The following is a 15,763-nucleotide window of genomic DNA, read 5'->3' on the forward strand; positions in this document are numbered from 1 at the left end:
TAAGAATGTTCCTGGTAGGAAGACTGATGTTTCAGATGCAGAATGGATTGCGAAATTATTAAGACATGGACTTATTGAGAAAAGTTTCGTTCCGCCAGAGGATATACGTCAACTTCGTGACTTAACCCGCTATCGAAAGAAATTGATTAATAATATTACTGCAGAAAAAAATCGAATTCAGAAAGTCTTAGAAGCATCAAACATTAAACTGGCAACAGTCATTTCAGATGTGTTCGGCGCTTCTGGAAGAAGGCTATTGGAACACTTAATTTCAGAAGGCTATATTGATGAAGCTGATGTAGGACAAAAAATTCATAAACGAATGGCTCACAAGAAGAAACAAATCACGGATTCCTTATTTGGTACTTTGAACGATCACCAATTATTTTTAATTAAACATTCATGGGAACATATTGTGTACTTAGAAAAATCTATTCGAGAAATTGACGAACGGATGGATCAAATATTGATAAATTATCAAGAAGAGATAGAACTGTTAGATAGCATTCCCGGAATAAATCGTGAAATAAAATTACTTAGCTACCTCACTAAACCATGTGAATAAAATCAAAATCTTTGGATAATAATATTATTAGTCTAAATTTACTATGACTAAATAAAATTATAGAATGGGAGTGGAGATATGCATTTTTTAGACTGGTTAATGGTTGCGTTGTTCTTTCTCGCCATGGTTGTCATCGGATTTTCGGCGTATAGGAAAGTCCGCGGCTCCGATGACTACTTTATCGCCGGAGGAAAACTTCCTTGGTGGCTTGCTGGAATCAGCCATCACGTTGGCGGTTACAGCGGAGCAGTGTTTGTCGCCTATGCTGGAGTCGCTTATACCCACGGGTTTACCATCTACGTATGGTGGGCATTGACCATTGCGGCAGCAGTTATTCTGGGCGCCTATATTATGGCACCGAGATGGGCAAGACTTCGAATCAACTACAACGTCCAGTCCCCTACGGAGTATTTATCCATTCGCTACAATGTTCCGACACAACAATTAATGGCCTGGTGCGGTGTGCTGCTGAAATTATTTGATGTAGGAGCAAAATGGGCAGCCATCGGAATTTTGCTGAACGTCTTTACTGGCTTGCCGATTACTTACGGTATCTTAATATCAGGTATCGTATCGTTAATTTACATTACCGTCGGCGGAATTTGGGCAGACGTATGGACAGATATGGCCCAATTCGTCGTCCAAATGGTTGCCAGCATCATCATGTTTGTTATCGTCATGAATTTGTTAGGCGGATTTGGCTCTATATTTACGATGTGGAGCGAGCTTCCGCCAGAAAACAGTCAATTATTCAATGAACCGTATACCGCATGGTATGTTTTCTTCTACTTCTTTGTCGTATTTTTGAGCTATAACGGCGGTACATGGAACTTAGCAACGAGATATATCGCTTCGCCGACTGGAAAAGAAGCGAGAAGAAGTGCCATCTTTTCAGGCATCCTTTACCTCATTATCCCGATTATCATCTTTATTCCGATGTGGGCAGCACCGATTATTTTGCCAGATTTGGAAGATCCGACCCAATCTTATGCATTAATGGCACAGGATCTCTTGCCGGTCGGCCTCGTCGGATTAGTGCTCGCCGGGTTATTTGCAGCGACAATGTCGATGACTTCATCGGATGCGAATACGATTGCCGCCGTTATTACGCGGGATATTTTGCCAGTCATCCAGAAGAAATATAAAAACATGACGAAAAAACAATCGTTGACGATCGCTAGAATTACGACTTTCACTTTTACATTTTTAACACTGATTATCGGGATTCAAGCAGATCGATTTGGAGGCGTTTTAGGGCTAATCATCTCCTGGTTTGGCGCCTTAATCGGGCCGATTTCCATTCCAATGCTGCTCGGATTATTCCCGGCATTCCGCCATTCGGATTCGAGAGCAGCGATTACGTCCATTCTCGCCGGACTGTTCATGTTTATCCTTACAAAATACGTTGTCGACTGGCCCCTTTCCTTGGAAGTCGGTTCTCCGGTTCTCGTTTCCGGAATCGTGTTTATTGCGATGGGGCTATTGAACCGCAATAAAGCCGTTGATCCGGAGGTTGATGCACTGCTTCGAGCTGTTGACTCCGACACAAAACAATAAAAAGCGAGTGATGCAAAATGGACAGAAAGCAATTGCGGCAAAAATATATCGAGCATTTAACGAAAGACTTCATCCCTTTTTGGGAAAAGGCTATCGATGCACAATACGGCGGAGTGTTTACTTGTTTTTCCAATGACGGCTCCGAATTAGTGAGCGAACATAAGTATACGTGGTCACAAGGACGCTTTTTATGGGTCATGGAGGCGCTTTTGTCGCTTCAGGATGAAGGGCTCATTTCTCTGAACGACAAATGGAGGGCAAATTTTGAAAAGACTTATCAGTTTTTAGTCCATCACACGAGAATGGAAAACGGGCATATCGTCTTTGCCGTGAAGCGAAACGGCGAAAAAATGGCCGATCAAATGGATACGAGCATATTTGCTGACTGCTTTTTCGTTATCGGTGTAAGCGCCTACGCAAGATACACGAAGGACAGGGAAGCCTTTGCTTTAGCCTATGAAACGTATGAACTGATCAAGGAGCGGATTCGGACAAGGAATTTCCGCTCCGAGCCCTATCCTGTCGACAAAGCGTACACCTCCCATTCCATCCCGATGATTTTAATCAATGTCGCGGAAGAACTTTTTACAGCTGCCAACATCTTGCACGACCCGCGAAAAGAAACATTAAAAACCGATATGAATAAGTTTTTAGAGCAAATTTTGCAGCTGACAACGGAAGAACGCATTATCGAAATGAAACACGAAAATCCGGCAGTGGAAAATTTGCTCACCGCCCATCTCAATCCAGGCCACACTTTGGAATCGATCTGGTTTATGATTCATTCCATGCAGCGAACGGATCATCCGGAATATTATTCCATTGTGCAAAAACTGGAACGGATTGCATCTTATGCCATTGATAAAGGATGGGATGACGTGTACGGCGGTTTATTCCGCTTCGTCCATAAAGACGGAGGAAAACCAAGGGGCACGGAAGAAGGCTCGACATTGGAAAAGCTCATTATCGATACGTGGGATATGAAGTTATGGTGGCCCCATTCGGAAGCGCTCTATACGACTCTATTACTCTATGACATTACCGGGAAGATAAAATGGGCAAACACTTATGCAAAAATGGAAGATTACGTATTTGCCACCTTTCCGAACTACGACAAAACAATCGGGGAATGGATACAGATTCGCAACAGACAAGGAGAGCCGATGGAAAAGGTCGTTGCCCTGCCTGTAAAAGACCCGTTCCATATTATCCGGAACTTTATCCTGATCATTAGATTGCTAGGTGAACATGATGCTCCTCGGAAGATATAAAACTGTTATTACCCCGTCCTTGCCCTGTGCTTTAGCCGGCTTTGCCCACCGGACGGAAGAAGCAACAGAGAAATACGGAGAGCTGTTTTTGCGAACGACGATGCTGAAAAGCGGAGATGCAACCTTATGCTTTTTTGCCGCAGACCTTATTTGGTGGGACGATGAACTTGTAAATAAGCTAAGAAAGCAAATCAGCAGGCGGGAAAATATTCCGGAAAGCCATCTGCATTTTACAGCAACCCATACCCACTCAGGCCCGCAAGTGAGCGACCGGTTCAGCGAACGATTAGGACGGTACGATGAAGCCTATGTTCAGCAATTAATCGAAAAAGTTTGTGAAAGTGTGAAACAATGCAAAGCAAATCTGGAGCCCGTCCAAATTTTTGTCCGCAAGACAAACATGGATCTGGGAATCTACCGCCGGAAGCTCATCAATGGGCAAGTGGAAATGGCACCGGACCCAGCCGTTGAAGTGGATGACGAGGTCACCGTCGTATCCTTTATCAATGAAAATAATAGAGAACTCGCCACGTGGATTCATTATGCGTGCCATCCGACGACGACGGATGCGAATATCGTATCCGGTGAATTCCCGGGTGTTTGTACCGCAGAATTGGAATCGGAAGATGAAGGATGCGTCGTTTCCTTTTTCCAAGGTTTCAGCGGAGATGTGCGGCCAAAACTGATTAGCAATAATGCTTTTTACCGCGGTTCCCTTGACGAAATGATTGCCGCCGGAAAAGCGTTAGCTCACCGAATCGCCGACGTAAAAAAACAGCCTTGCTCTCCGGAAAAAAAGGTGCAGCTGTGTGTCGCAGAAGCCCTTTTGCCTTTGGAATATACGAATATCCCTAATGAACCAGACATCCCGCTTTCACTGTATGAAGAGTGGAAACAGAAAAAAGAACAGCACGATGTGGAACAGCTGCGCTTCTCCTATATACGCATCTCGGAAAACTTAGCTTTGCTGCTGGCGAATGCCGAAATGACACAAGGATACGGGAAATTTCTGAAAAGCCGCGATCGCCGCCTGCTGCCTGTCGGGTATTCCAACGGCATGGTCGGCTATATCGCCACAAAGGAACAATTGGAACAAGGCGGCTATGAGGCGGAAACGTTTATTTATTACTTTTCGTTGAAAGGAAAGCTAGATGCTTCCATGGAAGAAAAAATCCAAAAAGTATGTTTAACCTTAAAGGAGGATTGCAATGTACAAGCCGATTGAACGCGGAAAAGTAGATAAGTTGAGTTATGAAGTGTATGAAACGAGAAAGGAAATGGGACATCATGCAGGAAGAAAAGCAGCAGAAATTATGAAAGAAGCGCTGCAACAGAAAGACGAAATTCGGGTTATTTTTGCCTGTGCCCCTTCCCAAAACGAAATGCTTGAATCCCTGCTGCAAGATGAAGAGATTGATTGGAGCAAAGTCGTCGGTTTTCATATGGATGAATATATTGGCCTGCCGGAAGACTCGGACCAATGGTTTAAAGTTTATCTCGAAAATCATTTGCTGAGCAAAAAGAAATTAAAAGCCTTCCATTTTATCGACGGGACGGCCAACCCGGATAAGGTAATGGAACAGTATACGAAGTTAATAAACGAAAAACCGATTGACTTAGTTTGTTTAGGCGTTGGCGAAAACGGGCACATTGCCTTTAACGACCCGCCGGTAGCCGATTTTGAAGACCCTTATACGATTAAAAAAGTAGCATTGGATGAATTCAGCAGACAGCAGCAAGTAAACGACGGATGTTTTCCGCGCCTGGAAGACGTGCCAACCCACGCGCTCACGTTAACCATTCCGGCTTTAATGAGAGCAGATGCGATGGTTTGTACCGTTCCGGGAACAACAAAGGCAAAGGCAATTCAAAAAATGCTGCATGATGAAATTTCTGTTGCCTGTCCAGCCACCATCTTGCGGACCCACGATCGCGCTCATTTATTTTTGGATAAGGAGGCTTTTGGCAAATAAAAGATGAAGACTAACTCAGATAACACGATCAAAGGGATACACTATCGAACGAATGAACCAATCAAAATTACATGGCAAGGAAAGGAAATCCTCCGCGTGGAAAAGCTGGAGAAGTGTGAACAGGACTTGCCGACGATTGCTCCCGGATTTATTGACCTGCAAGTGAACGGATATAAAGGGATGGATTTTAACTATAAGCCATTGACGCCCGAGGAATGGAAAAACATCATCCTTTCCTTGGCCGAAGTCGGCGTCACAGAATTTTTGCCGACGTTTATCACCAACTCTTTGGAACAATTGGAAGCGAATATCGCTGCCGCTGAACGGGCATTGGAACAGCTGGGGGAATATGCTTCTTTTGTCAGGGGATATCACTTGGAAGGCCCCTACCTTTCCAAGGAAGACGGCCCGAGGGGTGCTCATGATGCCCGCTATGTGAAAGCCCCGGACTGGGACGAATTTTCCCGCCTGCAAGAAGCAGCCAACGGAAAAATAAAATTGCTTACCATTTCCCCGGAGTGGGAAGAAAGTGAAGCATTCATTAAAAAAGCGGTCGATTCCGGAGTGAAAATCGCCATCGGCCATACTGCCGCCAATACAGACCAAATTGAAAAAGCGGCCGCCAGCGGGGCGTCCCTTTCCACCCATTTAGGAAACGGGGCCCATGTCCAGCTGCCAAGACACCCGAACTACATTTGGGATCAGCTGGCTCAAGACAATTTATATGCATCCGTTATCGCTGACGGCCACCATTTGCCGAAAAACGTGCTGAAAGTGTTCCAGAAAGTGAAACGGGAGAAAATGTTCCTTATTAGCGACAGTGTTGCTTTAGCCGGCATGCCTCCGGGAGATTATGAAACAGCAGTGGGCGGACAAGTAACGTTAACCGAAGACGGCAGACTCCATTTAAAAAACGAACCGCGGCTTCTTGCCGGTTCCGCGAAAAACATTTGGCAAGGAGTTCAATATTTAGCAGAGGAAAACATCTGCTCATTCCCGGAAGCAATCGAGAAAGCAAGCATTATTCCGAGAAGATTCATTGGCGATTCTGCTTATAATGATTTTACCGCCGGAGCTTCGGCAACGATGGTTGTCATAAACCGGAAAACAAGAACGATTGAGCAGACGATAAAAGAAGGGAAAATTTTTTATAAGGCAGGCGATGAAAACGGATGAAACTGATGGAAACGTATTATAAGGAAATTCTTTCCTATTTGCAGGAAATTATGAAGACGGAAAAAGCCGCCATGAAAAAAGCGGCGGAAGCTATCGCTGAACAGCTAAAGCAAGATAAAATCTTTTACGTTTACGGACCTGGCGGGCACTCCAATTTGGCAGCCCAGGAGGTTTTCTTCCGGGCAGGCGGACTGATGCATGCAAGCGCCATTCTCGACGAAGGAACACTCCTAAGCAGCGGTGCCTTACGATCGATGGCCATCGAAAGAATGCCCGGGTATGGCCGGATTGTCTTGGACAATTATCAATTAAAAGCAGGGGATTTGCTTATCATCGTCAATGCCTACGGAATGAACGCAGCGACCATTGATGCCGCGTTATATGCGAAAGAACTCGGCCTGACAACGATTGGAATATGCTCCTTCGAACACGCAAATCAAACTCCGGAAAATCATCCGGCAAGACATCCGAGCAAGAAAAATCTGCAGGAAATTGTCGATATTAGCATCGACAGCAAAATTAAAGTCGGAGATGCCGTCATCGAAATCGAAGGGCAGCAGCAGAAAGTAGGCCCTGTATCTACTTTTACAAACGCTTTTATCCTGAATAACATTACGATTGAAGCGACAAGAATATTGGCAGAGCAAAATATTGAACCGCCAATTTGGAAAAGCGGAAATGCAACGGGAGGAGATGAGTGGAATAACCAATTCATTTCCCGATTTAAAAACAAGATAAAACATTTATAGGATAGAGTTTTATCATATAATGAAGGGAGATGATTATTCATTTAGGAGTGACTGTATGCTGAAAGGAACAAGCATCCTTCGGGAAAATAATAAGCGGAAAGTGCTCTCCCTCGTCCGAAGGCTCAAACAGACAACACGAAAAGATTTAGAAAAAGAAATGAACGTGAGCAAAAATACGATTTCATTAGTCGTCGATGAGCTGATTCAAGATGGAGTCATCGAAGAAATCGGTGTTACCGAACCAAATAAAAAAGGCCGGCCAAAAATATTAATCCAGATTAAGCCAAATAGTTTCAAATCCGTCGGCATCACCGTCAGCAAACGTGCCATTGACTATACGATCATCAATTACGACGGGCAATTGCTAGAGGAAAACACCATCGCAAACGATGGCACCGATGCCGAGAAAACGATCCGCCGGATAATGGAACTTTTGGAATCGATTCAACATAAGTATGAGAAAATCATAGGAGTAGGAATTGGCATCCCCGGCATTATTAATGAAGAGGAATTAAAAGTGCCAATTTCTACTCATTTACATTGGAAAAATGTATCTCTTCAATCTTTTGCTGACTTCTCTATCCCGGTGACCATCCAAAACAGTGTAAACATGGGTGCCCACAGCGCCATCCACGATGAGCTGCTGGCAGATGACAAAAGCATTTTCTACGTGCGGGTAAGCGAAGGGGTCGGCGGCGCCTTTATCCTGGATGATGTTGCAATGCCTGGACATACGTGGAACGCCGGCGAGATCGGCCATATTTCTGTTGATCCTGCAGCCAACACATGCCGCTGCGGCCAAAACGGCTGCCTGGAATCACTGATTAATATCGATGAGTTTAAAAACGAACTGTCCGAAAATGATATACACATGACAGAAGAAAACGGCTACTTTTTCCCGCAGGAGGAAAGCCAAGTAATTGATTCTATCAGTTCAAAATACGGGTCGTATTTAGGAAAATCCCTTGTTGCCGTTATGCATTTGCTCAATCCTAAGACAATCATTATCGATACGCCATACAATTATTTACCGTCCTTTAAGGAAGAATGTTTACATACTTTGGAAACCCGCTGCTTGGACAGAGTGTATAAAGGAACGACCATCATTTTTGGCAAAAAACGATACAACATGAGCAGAGGCGCCGCCCTTTCCACGATTATAAATTATGAAAAGCATGTTTATTAGAAGGTAAAGGTATAGCGACACGCACCGATTTCAGCGCTCCGGAGCAATTTTTCAGCGTTCCTCCTGATTTTTCAGCTTTTCTCGAAATTTTTCGAGCGCTCATTCAATTTTTTCGGCGAATCGAACGTTTTCAGCGCTCCGGAGCAATTTTTCAGCGTTCCTCCTGATTTTTCAGCTTTTCTCGAAATTTTTCGAGCGCTTTTATAAATTTTTCGGCGATTCTCTCGTTTTCAGCGCTCCGAGACTATTTTTCAGCGTTCTTCCTGATTTTTCAGCGTTTCTCGAAATTTTTCGAGCGCTCATACAATTTTTCAGCGAATCGAACGTTTTCAGCGCTCCGGAATAATTTTTCGGCGTTCCTTCTGATTTTTCAGCGTTTCTCAAAAATTTTCGAGCGCTCATACAATTTATTCAGCGATTTGAACGATTTCAGCGCTCCGGAGCAATTTTTCGGCGTTCCTTCTGATTTTTCAGCGTTTCTCGAAATTTTTCGAGCGCTCATTCAATTTTTTCAGCGAATCGAACGATTTCAGCGCTCCGGAATAATTTTTCGGCGTTCCTTCTGATTTTTCAGCGTTTCTCAAATTTTTTCGAGCGCTCCATACAATTTTTTCGGCGATTCTCTCGTTTTCAGCGCTCCGGAATAATTTTTCGGCGTTCCTTCTGATTTTTCAGCGTTTCTCGAAATTTTTCGAGCGCTCTTTCAAATTTTTCGGCGATTCTCTCGTTTTCAGCGCTCCGGAATAATTTTTCGGCGTTCCTTCTGATTTTTCAGCGTTTCTCAAAAATTTTCGAGCGCTCATACAATTTTTTCAGCGAATCGAACGTTTTCAGCGCTCCGGAATAATTTTTCGGCGTTCCTTCTGATTTTTCAGCGTTTCTCAAATTTTTTCGAGCGCTCCATACAATTTTTTCGGCGTATCTCCCGATTTCAGCGCTCCGGAGCATTTTTTCAGCGTTCCTTCTGATTTTTCGGCTTTTCTCAAAATTTTTCAAGCGCTCATATAATTATTTCAGCGAATCGATTGTAACAGCGTTCCCAAAAAGTTAACATTAGCCTTCACCCAAAAAAAGTGCAGTACTTATTCCAAAGTACCGCACTTTCCAAATAAATCCCCGCTTCTGGCGGCAGCAAAGCATGATTATTCCCTTCTCTATAGCCACTTGCCATCATTTCGTGAATCAACCCGTGCTGCGATTTCCTCCCCCCCTAATGTAAAATAATTGAGTGTTTCTAATCCCGGCAAACAAAAAATATTTCTTCCTTCCCTGCTAACAAAAAAATGGCCTCCGCCAATTCCTGGTGAAGACCACTTTTCTATTTCTATTATACCGGGATTTCCAAATCTAATAATGGGGCATATTGCTGACTGCCGAAAATATCACTATCTCCCGGACTGCCGCTTGGTTTATCTCGCTGTATCGTAAATTTAATGGCATTTGCCGGGTCATACGTCACAAAATCTGTAATTCTATTTTCATCTATTCCATATAGATTTGCGATACTCGTTTTCGTAATCACATTACTATTACAAACTAATTCATAGGTTTGTTTTTCTGTAAAAATAATATCAAAAGTAATCTTATCTGTACCGGCATTTTTCGAACGAATAGTCTTTGCCAATTCATATAATTTCCTCTTCTGCAAATTCAATCCTCCTAATCTCAATTAGCATATAAAATTAATTTACTTCTTCTATGTGAACGTCAAAAAGTTCAAGCGGATCCTTCACTGGAACCGTATGATTCATCGTCCATTCATAGGACGGCCCTGCATAAATGACATCATCGATTAAGTAGGCAGCTGTTCCAGCAGTACCTTTTACTTCTGGAAGTCGGGCGTAGAAAATTTGTCTCGTCGCAAATAAAGTTAGCTCTTCAGCAAGCGTCTTATCCTTTGCAATCCCCTCCACGACAATGCCTAATTCATGAGGTGTTATGTTTTTTACCGGCTCCATTTCCCGCATGACACCATTTTTTCCAAACATATGGAAATGCAAATGATATTCCTTCCCTTGGAATTCTTTTTCAGTTTGTGCACGGGCGAAGTGAATGACATCATCAATATGCTGTAACGTATAAGGATCGCGAACACCCGCAATTCCAATAAATTTTTCCCCAACTTTTCCGGAACCTTCTAGTTTAACTTTTATCTGTTCCGCCGGATAGTATTTCGCTCCTGTAATACGGCATGTTTTTTCATCATATTGCTCATACGTACAATCTTTCATATCCAGCATTCCGCCCGCAAAATATTCATAATAAGGATTAGCTCGCTCGTACATCGCATGTCCTGCTACAGAGGCAACGGTACATCTTTGCTCCGGATGCATGGCAGTTACTTTAACATCTTCGTGAGTAATGGTACCGATAACGCTCTCCTTGGCACCATATGGTTCCGCACAAAATGATGCACATTCTAAAACTTTCCCTAAATAATAAGCATTCGCTTCTGGAAATCCTTCCCGAATGGCCGGAGCAGCAAAAATGGCACAATCGCTGGAACGTCCGCCAATAATGACATCAGCCCCTAGATCCAACGCTTTCATAAAAGGATGGATGCCTGCTACCGCAACAATTCTGTCTGTCTTTTCCAAATCTGACTTCGTTAAATTCGGCCGATTATCTAAACCTTCAATCGGAACATTTTCATCAAGTTTGCGATAAAGATAATCTTTATCAACTTCTGAATAGAAATAGCCAATTTTAAAAGGAGGCAGCCGGTGCTCTTTCGCTATATCCTTAATCATTTGCACATACATATCCACCCTGCTATTTGCTCCAGTGTCTCCTGCCGAACCAATTAACATAGGCACCCCTTGTTCTCTGGCTGCAAGCAGCATTAATTCCAAATCATGCTTCTGCCATCTATACATGCTGACAGACCGATCGGACCCTAATGCCGTCGGACCAATATCATCACTTCCCGAATCACAGCAGTAATAATCAGGTTTTGTTGCTTTCGCAAGATAAAAGCTTTCTTCCTTAGTTGGGGCAAAACCTAAATGACCGTTGGGACTCACAATTCTCAACTCTTTTTTCATAGAATCCTCCTTATATGTTATAACCTGTTATAACAATGATATACACACTTCTGTTATAAGTCAAATATTTATCGAAATATTTCAACTAATTTGAAGCAATAAAAATAGCCGATACATTAATTCGTGATCGGCCGAATAATACTAAATTTATATTTATCTCCACGGTAATAAGCTTCTTTATACTCTAACGGTGTATCATTTTGATAAATTAGGGAAGTTGCTTTTAATACCGGAAAGCCTGCCTTTACTTGCAATATTTCTGCTAATTCTTCATTAGTGACAATAGATTCGAAGGTCTGTTCTGAATGGGTAGGGAAAAAATCCTCGTGAAATTCATATAGATCCAGGGTGGAGAAAGGCTTTCCTTTTTCGGCTATGTTTTTTGCCGATTCAATAATCCGCTCACCCAATTCGTCCGGAAAATAGGTATTATAATAGACGATGGGACTGGAATCACCGTAACCGATTAATTGGAGATTTCTGACCTGCTGAAACAGCGGGATGCCCAAAAGTTTCGAGTAATGCAAGTCAGCAGGAAAGGAATGATATTTATAAATTGTAGTCGAGGCGATCAATCCTAACTGTTGGACACTAGATTGAAAATTGTCGATGGTGTGAAGTTCTTGTTTAATTTTTGGCGCTGATACGAAAGTACCTACCCCGTGTACCCGCAAAACCAATCCTTCTCGTTCAGCCAGCGCAATGGCCTGTCGAACTGTAATTCTGCTCACTTGATATCGCTCCCCTAATTCTCTTTCGGAAGGAAGCTTATCATTCGGTTTTAATTCCCCGCTCTCAATTTTTTCTTTAATTTTATTTTTTAATTGTTCATATAATGGAATTTGTTGCTCTCTATCTAACATTACATTCTACCCCCCCTTTGAACGGAATGCAGCATGAACCTATGGTTATAACAATTGTATACCAAAACAATAAAATTTACATCTTATATACTTTTCCCAATAATTAATACGTATTTTTTTATTATAATTTATTGACATTTCAGATTATTGTTATACAATTGTTATAACAGTTTATGATAAAAACTACTATTTTATGGAGGTGTAAATACAGGTTATGCCAATTGAAGTGATTTATTTAATCACTCTGTTAGTGTTTGTTGCCGTTTTATGTAAACTCCATCATTAATCTACTTTTATCGATTGTAGGCAGATTAAAAGGTGGTGCAGGATATGTCGCACTGCTCGGAAGTACCTTTATGGCTTCTTTGTCCGGCACTGGCCCGGGAAATGTTGCAGCAACTGGAGTATTTACCATTCCAACCATGAAACGTTCAAATTTTCCGGCCCACCTTGCTGCAAGTACCGAAATGTCTTCTAGTATGCTAGGAAATATTATTCCTCCTTCTGGTATCGTAATTTTAACTTACGGCATTCTAAACGAGCTTTTTCCAGATCGTATGACGATGAGCAGCTGGATGATTTTAGCTTATGGCGTTGGACTCTGGTTTTTTCTTCAGCGCCTTGTCACCTTGTGGATTTTATGCAAGGTATACAAAGTAGAACCCGTTCCTAAGGAAGAATTGCCGAAATTTAAAGCTAGTTTTGCAAAAGGATGGCCTGCACTAATTTTGCCCCTGTTAATTTTTCTTCCATTATTTTCTGATGCACAATTTGGAGATTTTCTCGTTAGCAGATTGGGCGAAGATGGTTCAGCCGCCTTCTCCAGCTCTGTATTAATGTTTACTCCCGCATTAGCCGGAAGCTATGCGTTGATTATTGGAAGAAAAGGGTTGCCGCAAAACAAAATCAATTTCCGCAACTTAATGGATATGGCAAAGGATTCCATCATGAAAGTGGTGCCAATAGGTGTAACGATATACATGGCCTACTCCATCTCACAAACTTTCGTCGGCTTGCAAATGGAAGAGGTTGTCAGAGAATGGATCCTGTCCTTTGGATTTAATCTTCCGGCAATTATTATTCTATTGCCGCTATTATTTATGGTGCTGGGCATGGTGCTTCCAGGTTCTGCTCAAATTGCCATTTTAGGCGGAGCTATGATAACCGTCTTTGCCACTCTTGGAGGAGATCCAATTCTTTTTGCTTCTTTACTGCCTGCGATGACCGGTGCACTGGAAGGAATGACACCTCCTTTGGCACTTGGATTATATGTTGCCATGGGAATTGCTGGGTCAGGATTTAAAGAGACGACAATTTCCGCGCTTATTTGGATATTTGCCCACATTTTATTGACAATCATCTTATTGACTGGGATTTTGCCGATTTTAGGTTTGTAAGAATGGGGTGTTCTAATGCATACTTTTTCAAAGTTATTGGAAAAAACATATAGTTTCATCACTTTGTTAAGCATGTTTGTTGGTTTTATCGTTGCGATGATGTTTCTTATCGGAATTGTCGCAGGAGGATCCTTTGGTGAATCATTGTCTGTTTTTGCAGGTAATTTAATGACTTGGGCGATTCGCTTAGCGGCCCTTGCCATATTAGCAGGCATCTTCAGCATTTATTTAAAGAAAAATCACACGCTGACGATTACTAACGAAAGCAATGCAACTGAAAAATCAGATGATGAAAAGAGGACCGTGGTGTGAATAAGCTATATACGATTGGAATTACTGTACATGCTGATGACGGCGAAGAGGATGCTCTATATCCGCAGCATCCACTTCTTTATGTAGAACGAGATATCGTGGAAATCATTCATCATCTTGGCTTGGTACCCTATTTAATTCCTGTTTTTCGGGATGGTTCCATTCCAAGATTAGATCATTTAGATGGGTTCATTATAACTGGCGGAGGGTATCTCTCCCCTCATCTAAATAACGATGAATTAGGAAAGCTGGAAACCACTTCAAAAGATAGATACATCACAGAAAAGAAAATCATACAATATGCAATAACGCAAGACCTCCCTCTCATCGGCATTTGCAGGGGAGCACAAATGATCAATGAAGTACTTGGCGGATCGTTAAAAAATATCACGAATAGGGACATCGAACATTTTCAAGAAAGAAAAATGCTTTCATTAGATAAAACCATTCATGACATTGAAATTAATAGTGAAAGTATTTTATTTAATATTGTTAACAAAAAGATATTGCCTGTTAACTCACTTCATCGGCAACAGATGACTGATTTAGGTAATGACTTAACGATATCCGCCTTATCGAAAGAAGACAAAATTATTGAAGCATTTGAATCTGTAAAACATCGCTTTTTATTTGGTTTCCAATTTCATCCGGAGAAGCTATGGAATACCCATCAAGTTTGGCAAGACTTCTTTAAAGCATTTGCAGAAGCTGTACAAATAAATAAAACCAATTAAAATACGAAGACACAAGAGATGTTCTTCCTATATCCAAAAAAATTGTACATCAGCTGCCTTTAATAATGGGCTGTGTATAGTCAAGATTGGTTCCAAGCAAACGCGATTGCTTGGAACTATTTTTTTCGGGACATATACAGATAAACGCTAAGTGTATTGAACACCCCGGAATCCATTAAAGCATCACCAGTTACAATCTGAATATTTTTTTGATTCACAAATAATCGTTCGAGCTTCTCTCTATTCCTTGTAAATGCCAAAACTTGAATTCCTCTCTCCGCTAATTCATGTACAATAGAAAAACCCATTCCCCCTAATGTAATGCAATTGAGCTGGAGTCCAGATTTCTTATACGACGAATCTCTGAACTTTGATAAGAATGATACAACAGTTGTAATAGCATTATCTCCTTATCCAAAACAAACGATTGATCTTATTATTCTTGCCGAAATAAAAAAATGTTGCTGTTGCATTAATCACACATATTGAGATTTGTCCGATTATCCAGCATAATAATCCCCTGCACTTCTCTCGTTCTAAAGGACTTTAGAAACTTCCTATGAGTACTTTGGAGGCTATTTTTCTCGTTGTAAAAATATTGTTCCATTCTCCTCTATAACTAAAAATTCTAAACATTATACTATAGTCTAATTAATTGACTTTTCCCTCTTTACAAAATTGTAAACGTTTGCTAACATTAAATTAACAATTGAATAATTCTCGGAGAATTTTTGGAGAAGAGAATGAAATGACCCGCCATCCATAGGGATGGAGGATTATTCGTTCTCTTTTTTTGTCTCTCTAAGAGAATTATTCAAAAGCAGGTAGTGTAAAAAGTTCTATGAAAACTACCCCAAAATAAAAATTCTAACCATTTTGGTTAGAGGAAAACTACCGCCATCGCTCTTGACAAACACGACAATGGTTTCTGTGTAA

General features: G+C 41.7%; 15 protein-coding genes. 11 read left to right on the top strand and 4 right to left on the bottom strand.

Annotation, left to right across the window (positions count from 1 at the left end):
• The 8 genes from IEV18_RS14250 to IEV18_RS14285 all read left to right on the top strand — a co-directional run.
• On the top strand, positions 1-565 hold a 565-nt coding region (locus IEV18_RS14250), incomplete at its 5' end, for an IS110 family transposase (protein ID WP_229733665.1).
• Between the two features lie 78 nt (positions 566-643).
• On the top strand, positions 644-2,122 hold the full coding sequence (locus tag IEV18_RS14255) for a sodium:solute symporter family protein (RefSeq protein ID WP_188393062.1): 1,479 nt from the start codon (positions 644-646) through the stop codon (positions 2,120-2,122).
• Positions 2,123-2,139: 17 nt separating this feature from the next.
• A complete protein-coding gene (locus IEV18_RS14260) occupies positions 2,140-3,393 on the top strand; it encodes an AGE family epimerase/isomerase (RefSeq protein WP_188393063.1) in 1,254 nt (417 codons plus the stop codon).
• A complete protein-coding gene (locus IEV18_RS14265; RefSeq protein WP_188393064.1) occupies positions 3,374-4,618 on the top strand; it encodes a neutral/alkaline non-lysosomal ceramidase N-terminal domain-containing protein in 1,245 nt (414 codons plus the stop codon). Before IEV18_RS14260 ends, IEV18_RS14265 begins: the two co-directional genes overlap by 20 nt.
• A complete protein-coding gene (locus IEV18_RS14270; protein WP_188393065.1) occupies positions 4,602-5,366 on the top strand; it encodes a glucosamine-6-phosphate deaminase in 765 nt (254 codons plus the stop codon). The genes IEV18_RS14265 and IEV18_RS14270 overlap by 17 nt, the downstream gene beginning before the upstream one ends.
• Positions 5,367-5,369: 3 nt before the next feature.
• Positions 5,370-6,542: an N-acetylglucosamine-6-phosphate deacetylase gene (locus IEV18_RS14275; protein WP_188393066.1), complete on the top strand. Its 1,173-nt coding sequence runs from the start codon at positions 5,370-5,372 to the stop codon at positions 6,540-6,542.
• A complete protein-coding gene (locus tag IEV18_RS14280) occupies positions 6,539-7,291 on the top strand; it encodes a sugar isomerase domain-containing protein (RefSeq protein ID WP_188393067.1) in 753 nt (250 codons plus the stop codon). Before IEV18_RS14275 ends, IEV18_RS14280 begins: the two co-directional genes overlap by 4 nt.
• Before the next feature lie 55 nt (positions 7,292-7,346).
• Positions 7,347-8,477: an ROK family transcriptional regulator gene (locus IEV18_RS14285; protein ID WP_188393068.1), complete on the top strand. Its 1,131-nt coding sequence runs from the start codon at positions 7,347-7,349 to the stop codon at positions 8,475-8,477.
• Between the two features lie 1,327 nt (positions 8,478-9,804).
• On the opposite strand, the gene IEV18_RS14290 is transcribed toward IEV18_RS14285, so the two are convergent.
• The 3 genes from IEV18_RS14290 to IEV18_RS14300 all read right to left on the bottom strand — a co-directional run bounded on the left by IEV18_RS14290 (position 9,805) and on the right by IEV18_RS14300 (position 12,384).
• Positions 9,805-10,125, bottom strand: a complete 321-nt coding sequence (locus IEV18_RS14290) for a DUF4387 domain-containing protein (RefSeq protein WP_188393069.1) — start codon at positions 10,123-10,125, stop codon at positions 9,805-9,807.
• A gap of 34 nt (positions 10,126-10,159) precedes the next feature.
• The gene (locus IEV18_RS14295; protein WP_188393070.1) at positions 10,160-11,521 is read right to left on the bottom strand and encodes an acyclic terpene utilization AtuA family protein; all 1,362 of its coding nucleotides are present in this window, start codon (positions 11,519-11,521) and stop codon (positions 10,160-10,162) included.
• A gap of 116 nt (positions 11,522-11,637) precedes the next feature.
• Positions 11,638-12,384, bottom strand: coding sequence for a GntR family transcriptional regulator (locus IEV18_RS14300; protein WP_188393071.1), 747 nt, complete (start codon positions 12,382-12,384; stop codon positions 11,638-11,640).
• A gap of 257 nt (positions 12,385-12,641) precedes the next feature.
• On the opposite strand from IEV18_RS14300, the gene IEV18_RS14305 reads away from it, so the two are divergent.
• Genes IEV18_RS14305 through IEV18_RS14315 form a run of 3 tightly spaced genes read left to right on the top strand, consistent with a single transcriptional unit; the run spans position 12,642 to position 14,827 of the window.
• Positions 12,642-13,781, top strand: coding sequence for a TRAP transporter large permease subunit (locus IEV18_RS14305; RefSeq protein WP_229733666.1), 1,140 nt, complete (start codon positions 12,642-12,644; stop codon positions 13,779-13,781).
• Between the two features lie 15 nt (positions 13,782-13,796).
• Entirely contained in the window at positions 13,797-14,093 is a 297-nt protein-coding gene (locus tag IEV18_RS14310) for a hypothetical protein (protein WP_188393073.1), read from the top strand.
• Positions 14,090-14,827, top strand: a complete 738-nt coding sequence (locus tag IEV18_RS14315) for a gamma-glutamyl-gamma-aminobutyrate hydrolase family protein (protein WP_188393074.1) — start codon at positions 14,090-14,092, stop codon at positions 14,825-14,827. The genes IEV18_RS14310 and IEV18_RS14315 overlap by 4 nt, the downstream gene beginning before the upstream one ends.
• 116 nt (positions 14,828-14,943) lie before the next feature.
• Here IEV18_RS14315 and IEV18_RS17630 read toward each other — a convergent pair whose 3' ends face one another.
• Complete coding sequence (locus IEV18_RS17630) at positions 14,944-15,225, bottom strand: NAD(P)-binding domain-containing protein (RefSeq protein ID WP_373281941.1); 282 nt, start codon at positions 15,223-15,225, stop codon at positions 14,944-14,946.
• Positions 15,226-15,763 lie beyond the last annotated feature (538 nt).

The sequence above is a fragment of the Compostibacillus humi genome, from assembly GCF_014637175.1.
Lineage (GTDB): Bacteria > Bacillota > Bacilli > Bacillales > Amphibacillaceae > Oceanobacillus > Oceanobacillus humi.

Excerpts from the sequence above, each read along its gene's own strand:
- IEV18_RS14255 (WP_188393062.1), top strand. The coding sequence starts at position 644 with ATGCATTTTTTAGACTGGTTAATGGTTGCGTTGTTCTTTCTCGCCATG.
- IEV18_RS14260 (WP_188393063.1), top strand. The coding sequence starts at position 2,140 with ATGGACAGAAAGCAATTGCGGCAAAAATATATCGAGCATTTAACGAAA.
- IEV18_RS14265 (WP_188393064.1), top strand. The coding sequence starts at position 3,374 with ATGCTCCTCGGAAGATATAAAACTGTTATTACCCCGTCCTTGCCCTGT.
- IEV18_RS14270 (WP_188393065.1), top strand. The coding sequence starts at position 4,602 with ATGTACAAGCCGATTGAACGCGGAAAAGTAGATAAGTTGAGTTATGAA.
- IEV18_RS14275 (WP_188393066.1), top strand. The coding sequence starts at position 5,370 with ATGAAGACTAACTCAGATAACACGATCAAAGGGATACACTATCGAACG.
- IEV18_RS14280 (WP_188393067.1), top strand. The coding sequence starts at position 6,539 with ATGAAACTGATGGAAACGTATTATAAGGAAATTCTTTCCTATTTGCAG.
- IEV18_RS14285 (WP_188393068.1), top strand. The coding sequence starts at position 7,347 with ATGCTGAAAGGAACAAGCATCCTTCGGGAAAATAATAAGCGGAAAGTG.
- IEV18_RS14295 (WP_188393070.1), bottom strand. The coding sequence starts at position 11,521 with ATGAAAAAAGAGTTGAGAATTGTGAGTCCCAACGGTCATTTAGGTTTT.
- IEV18_RS14300 (WP_188393071.1), bottom strand. The coding sequence starts at position 12,384 with ATGTTAGATAGAGAGCAACAAATTCCATTATATGAACAATTAAAAAAT.
- IEV18_RS14310 (WP_188393073.1), top strand. The coding sequence starts at position 13,797 with ATGCATACTTTTTCAAAGTTATTGGAAAAAACATATAGTTTCATCACT.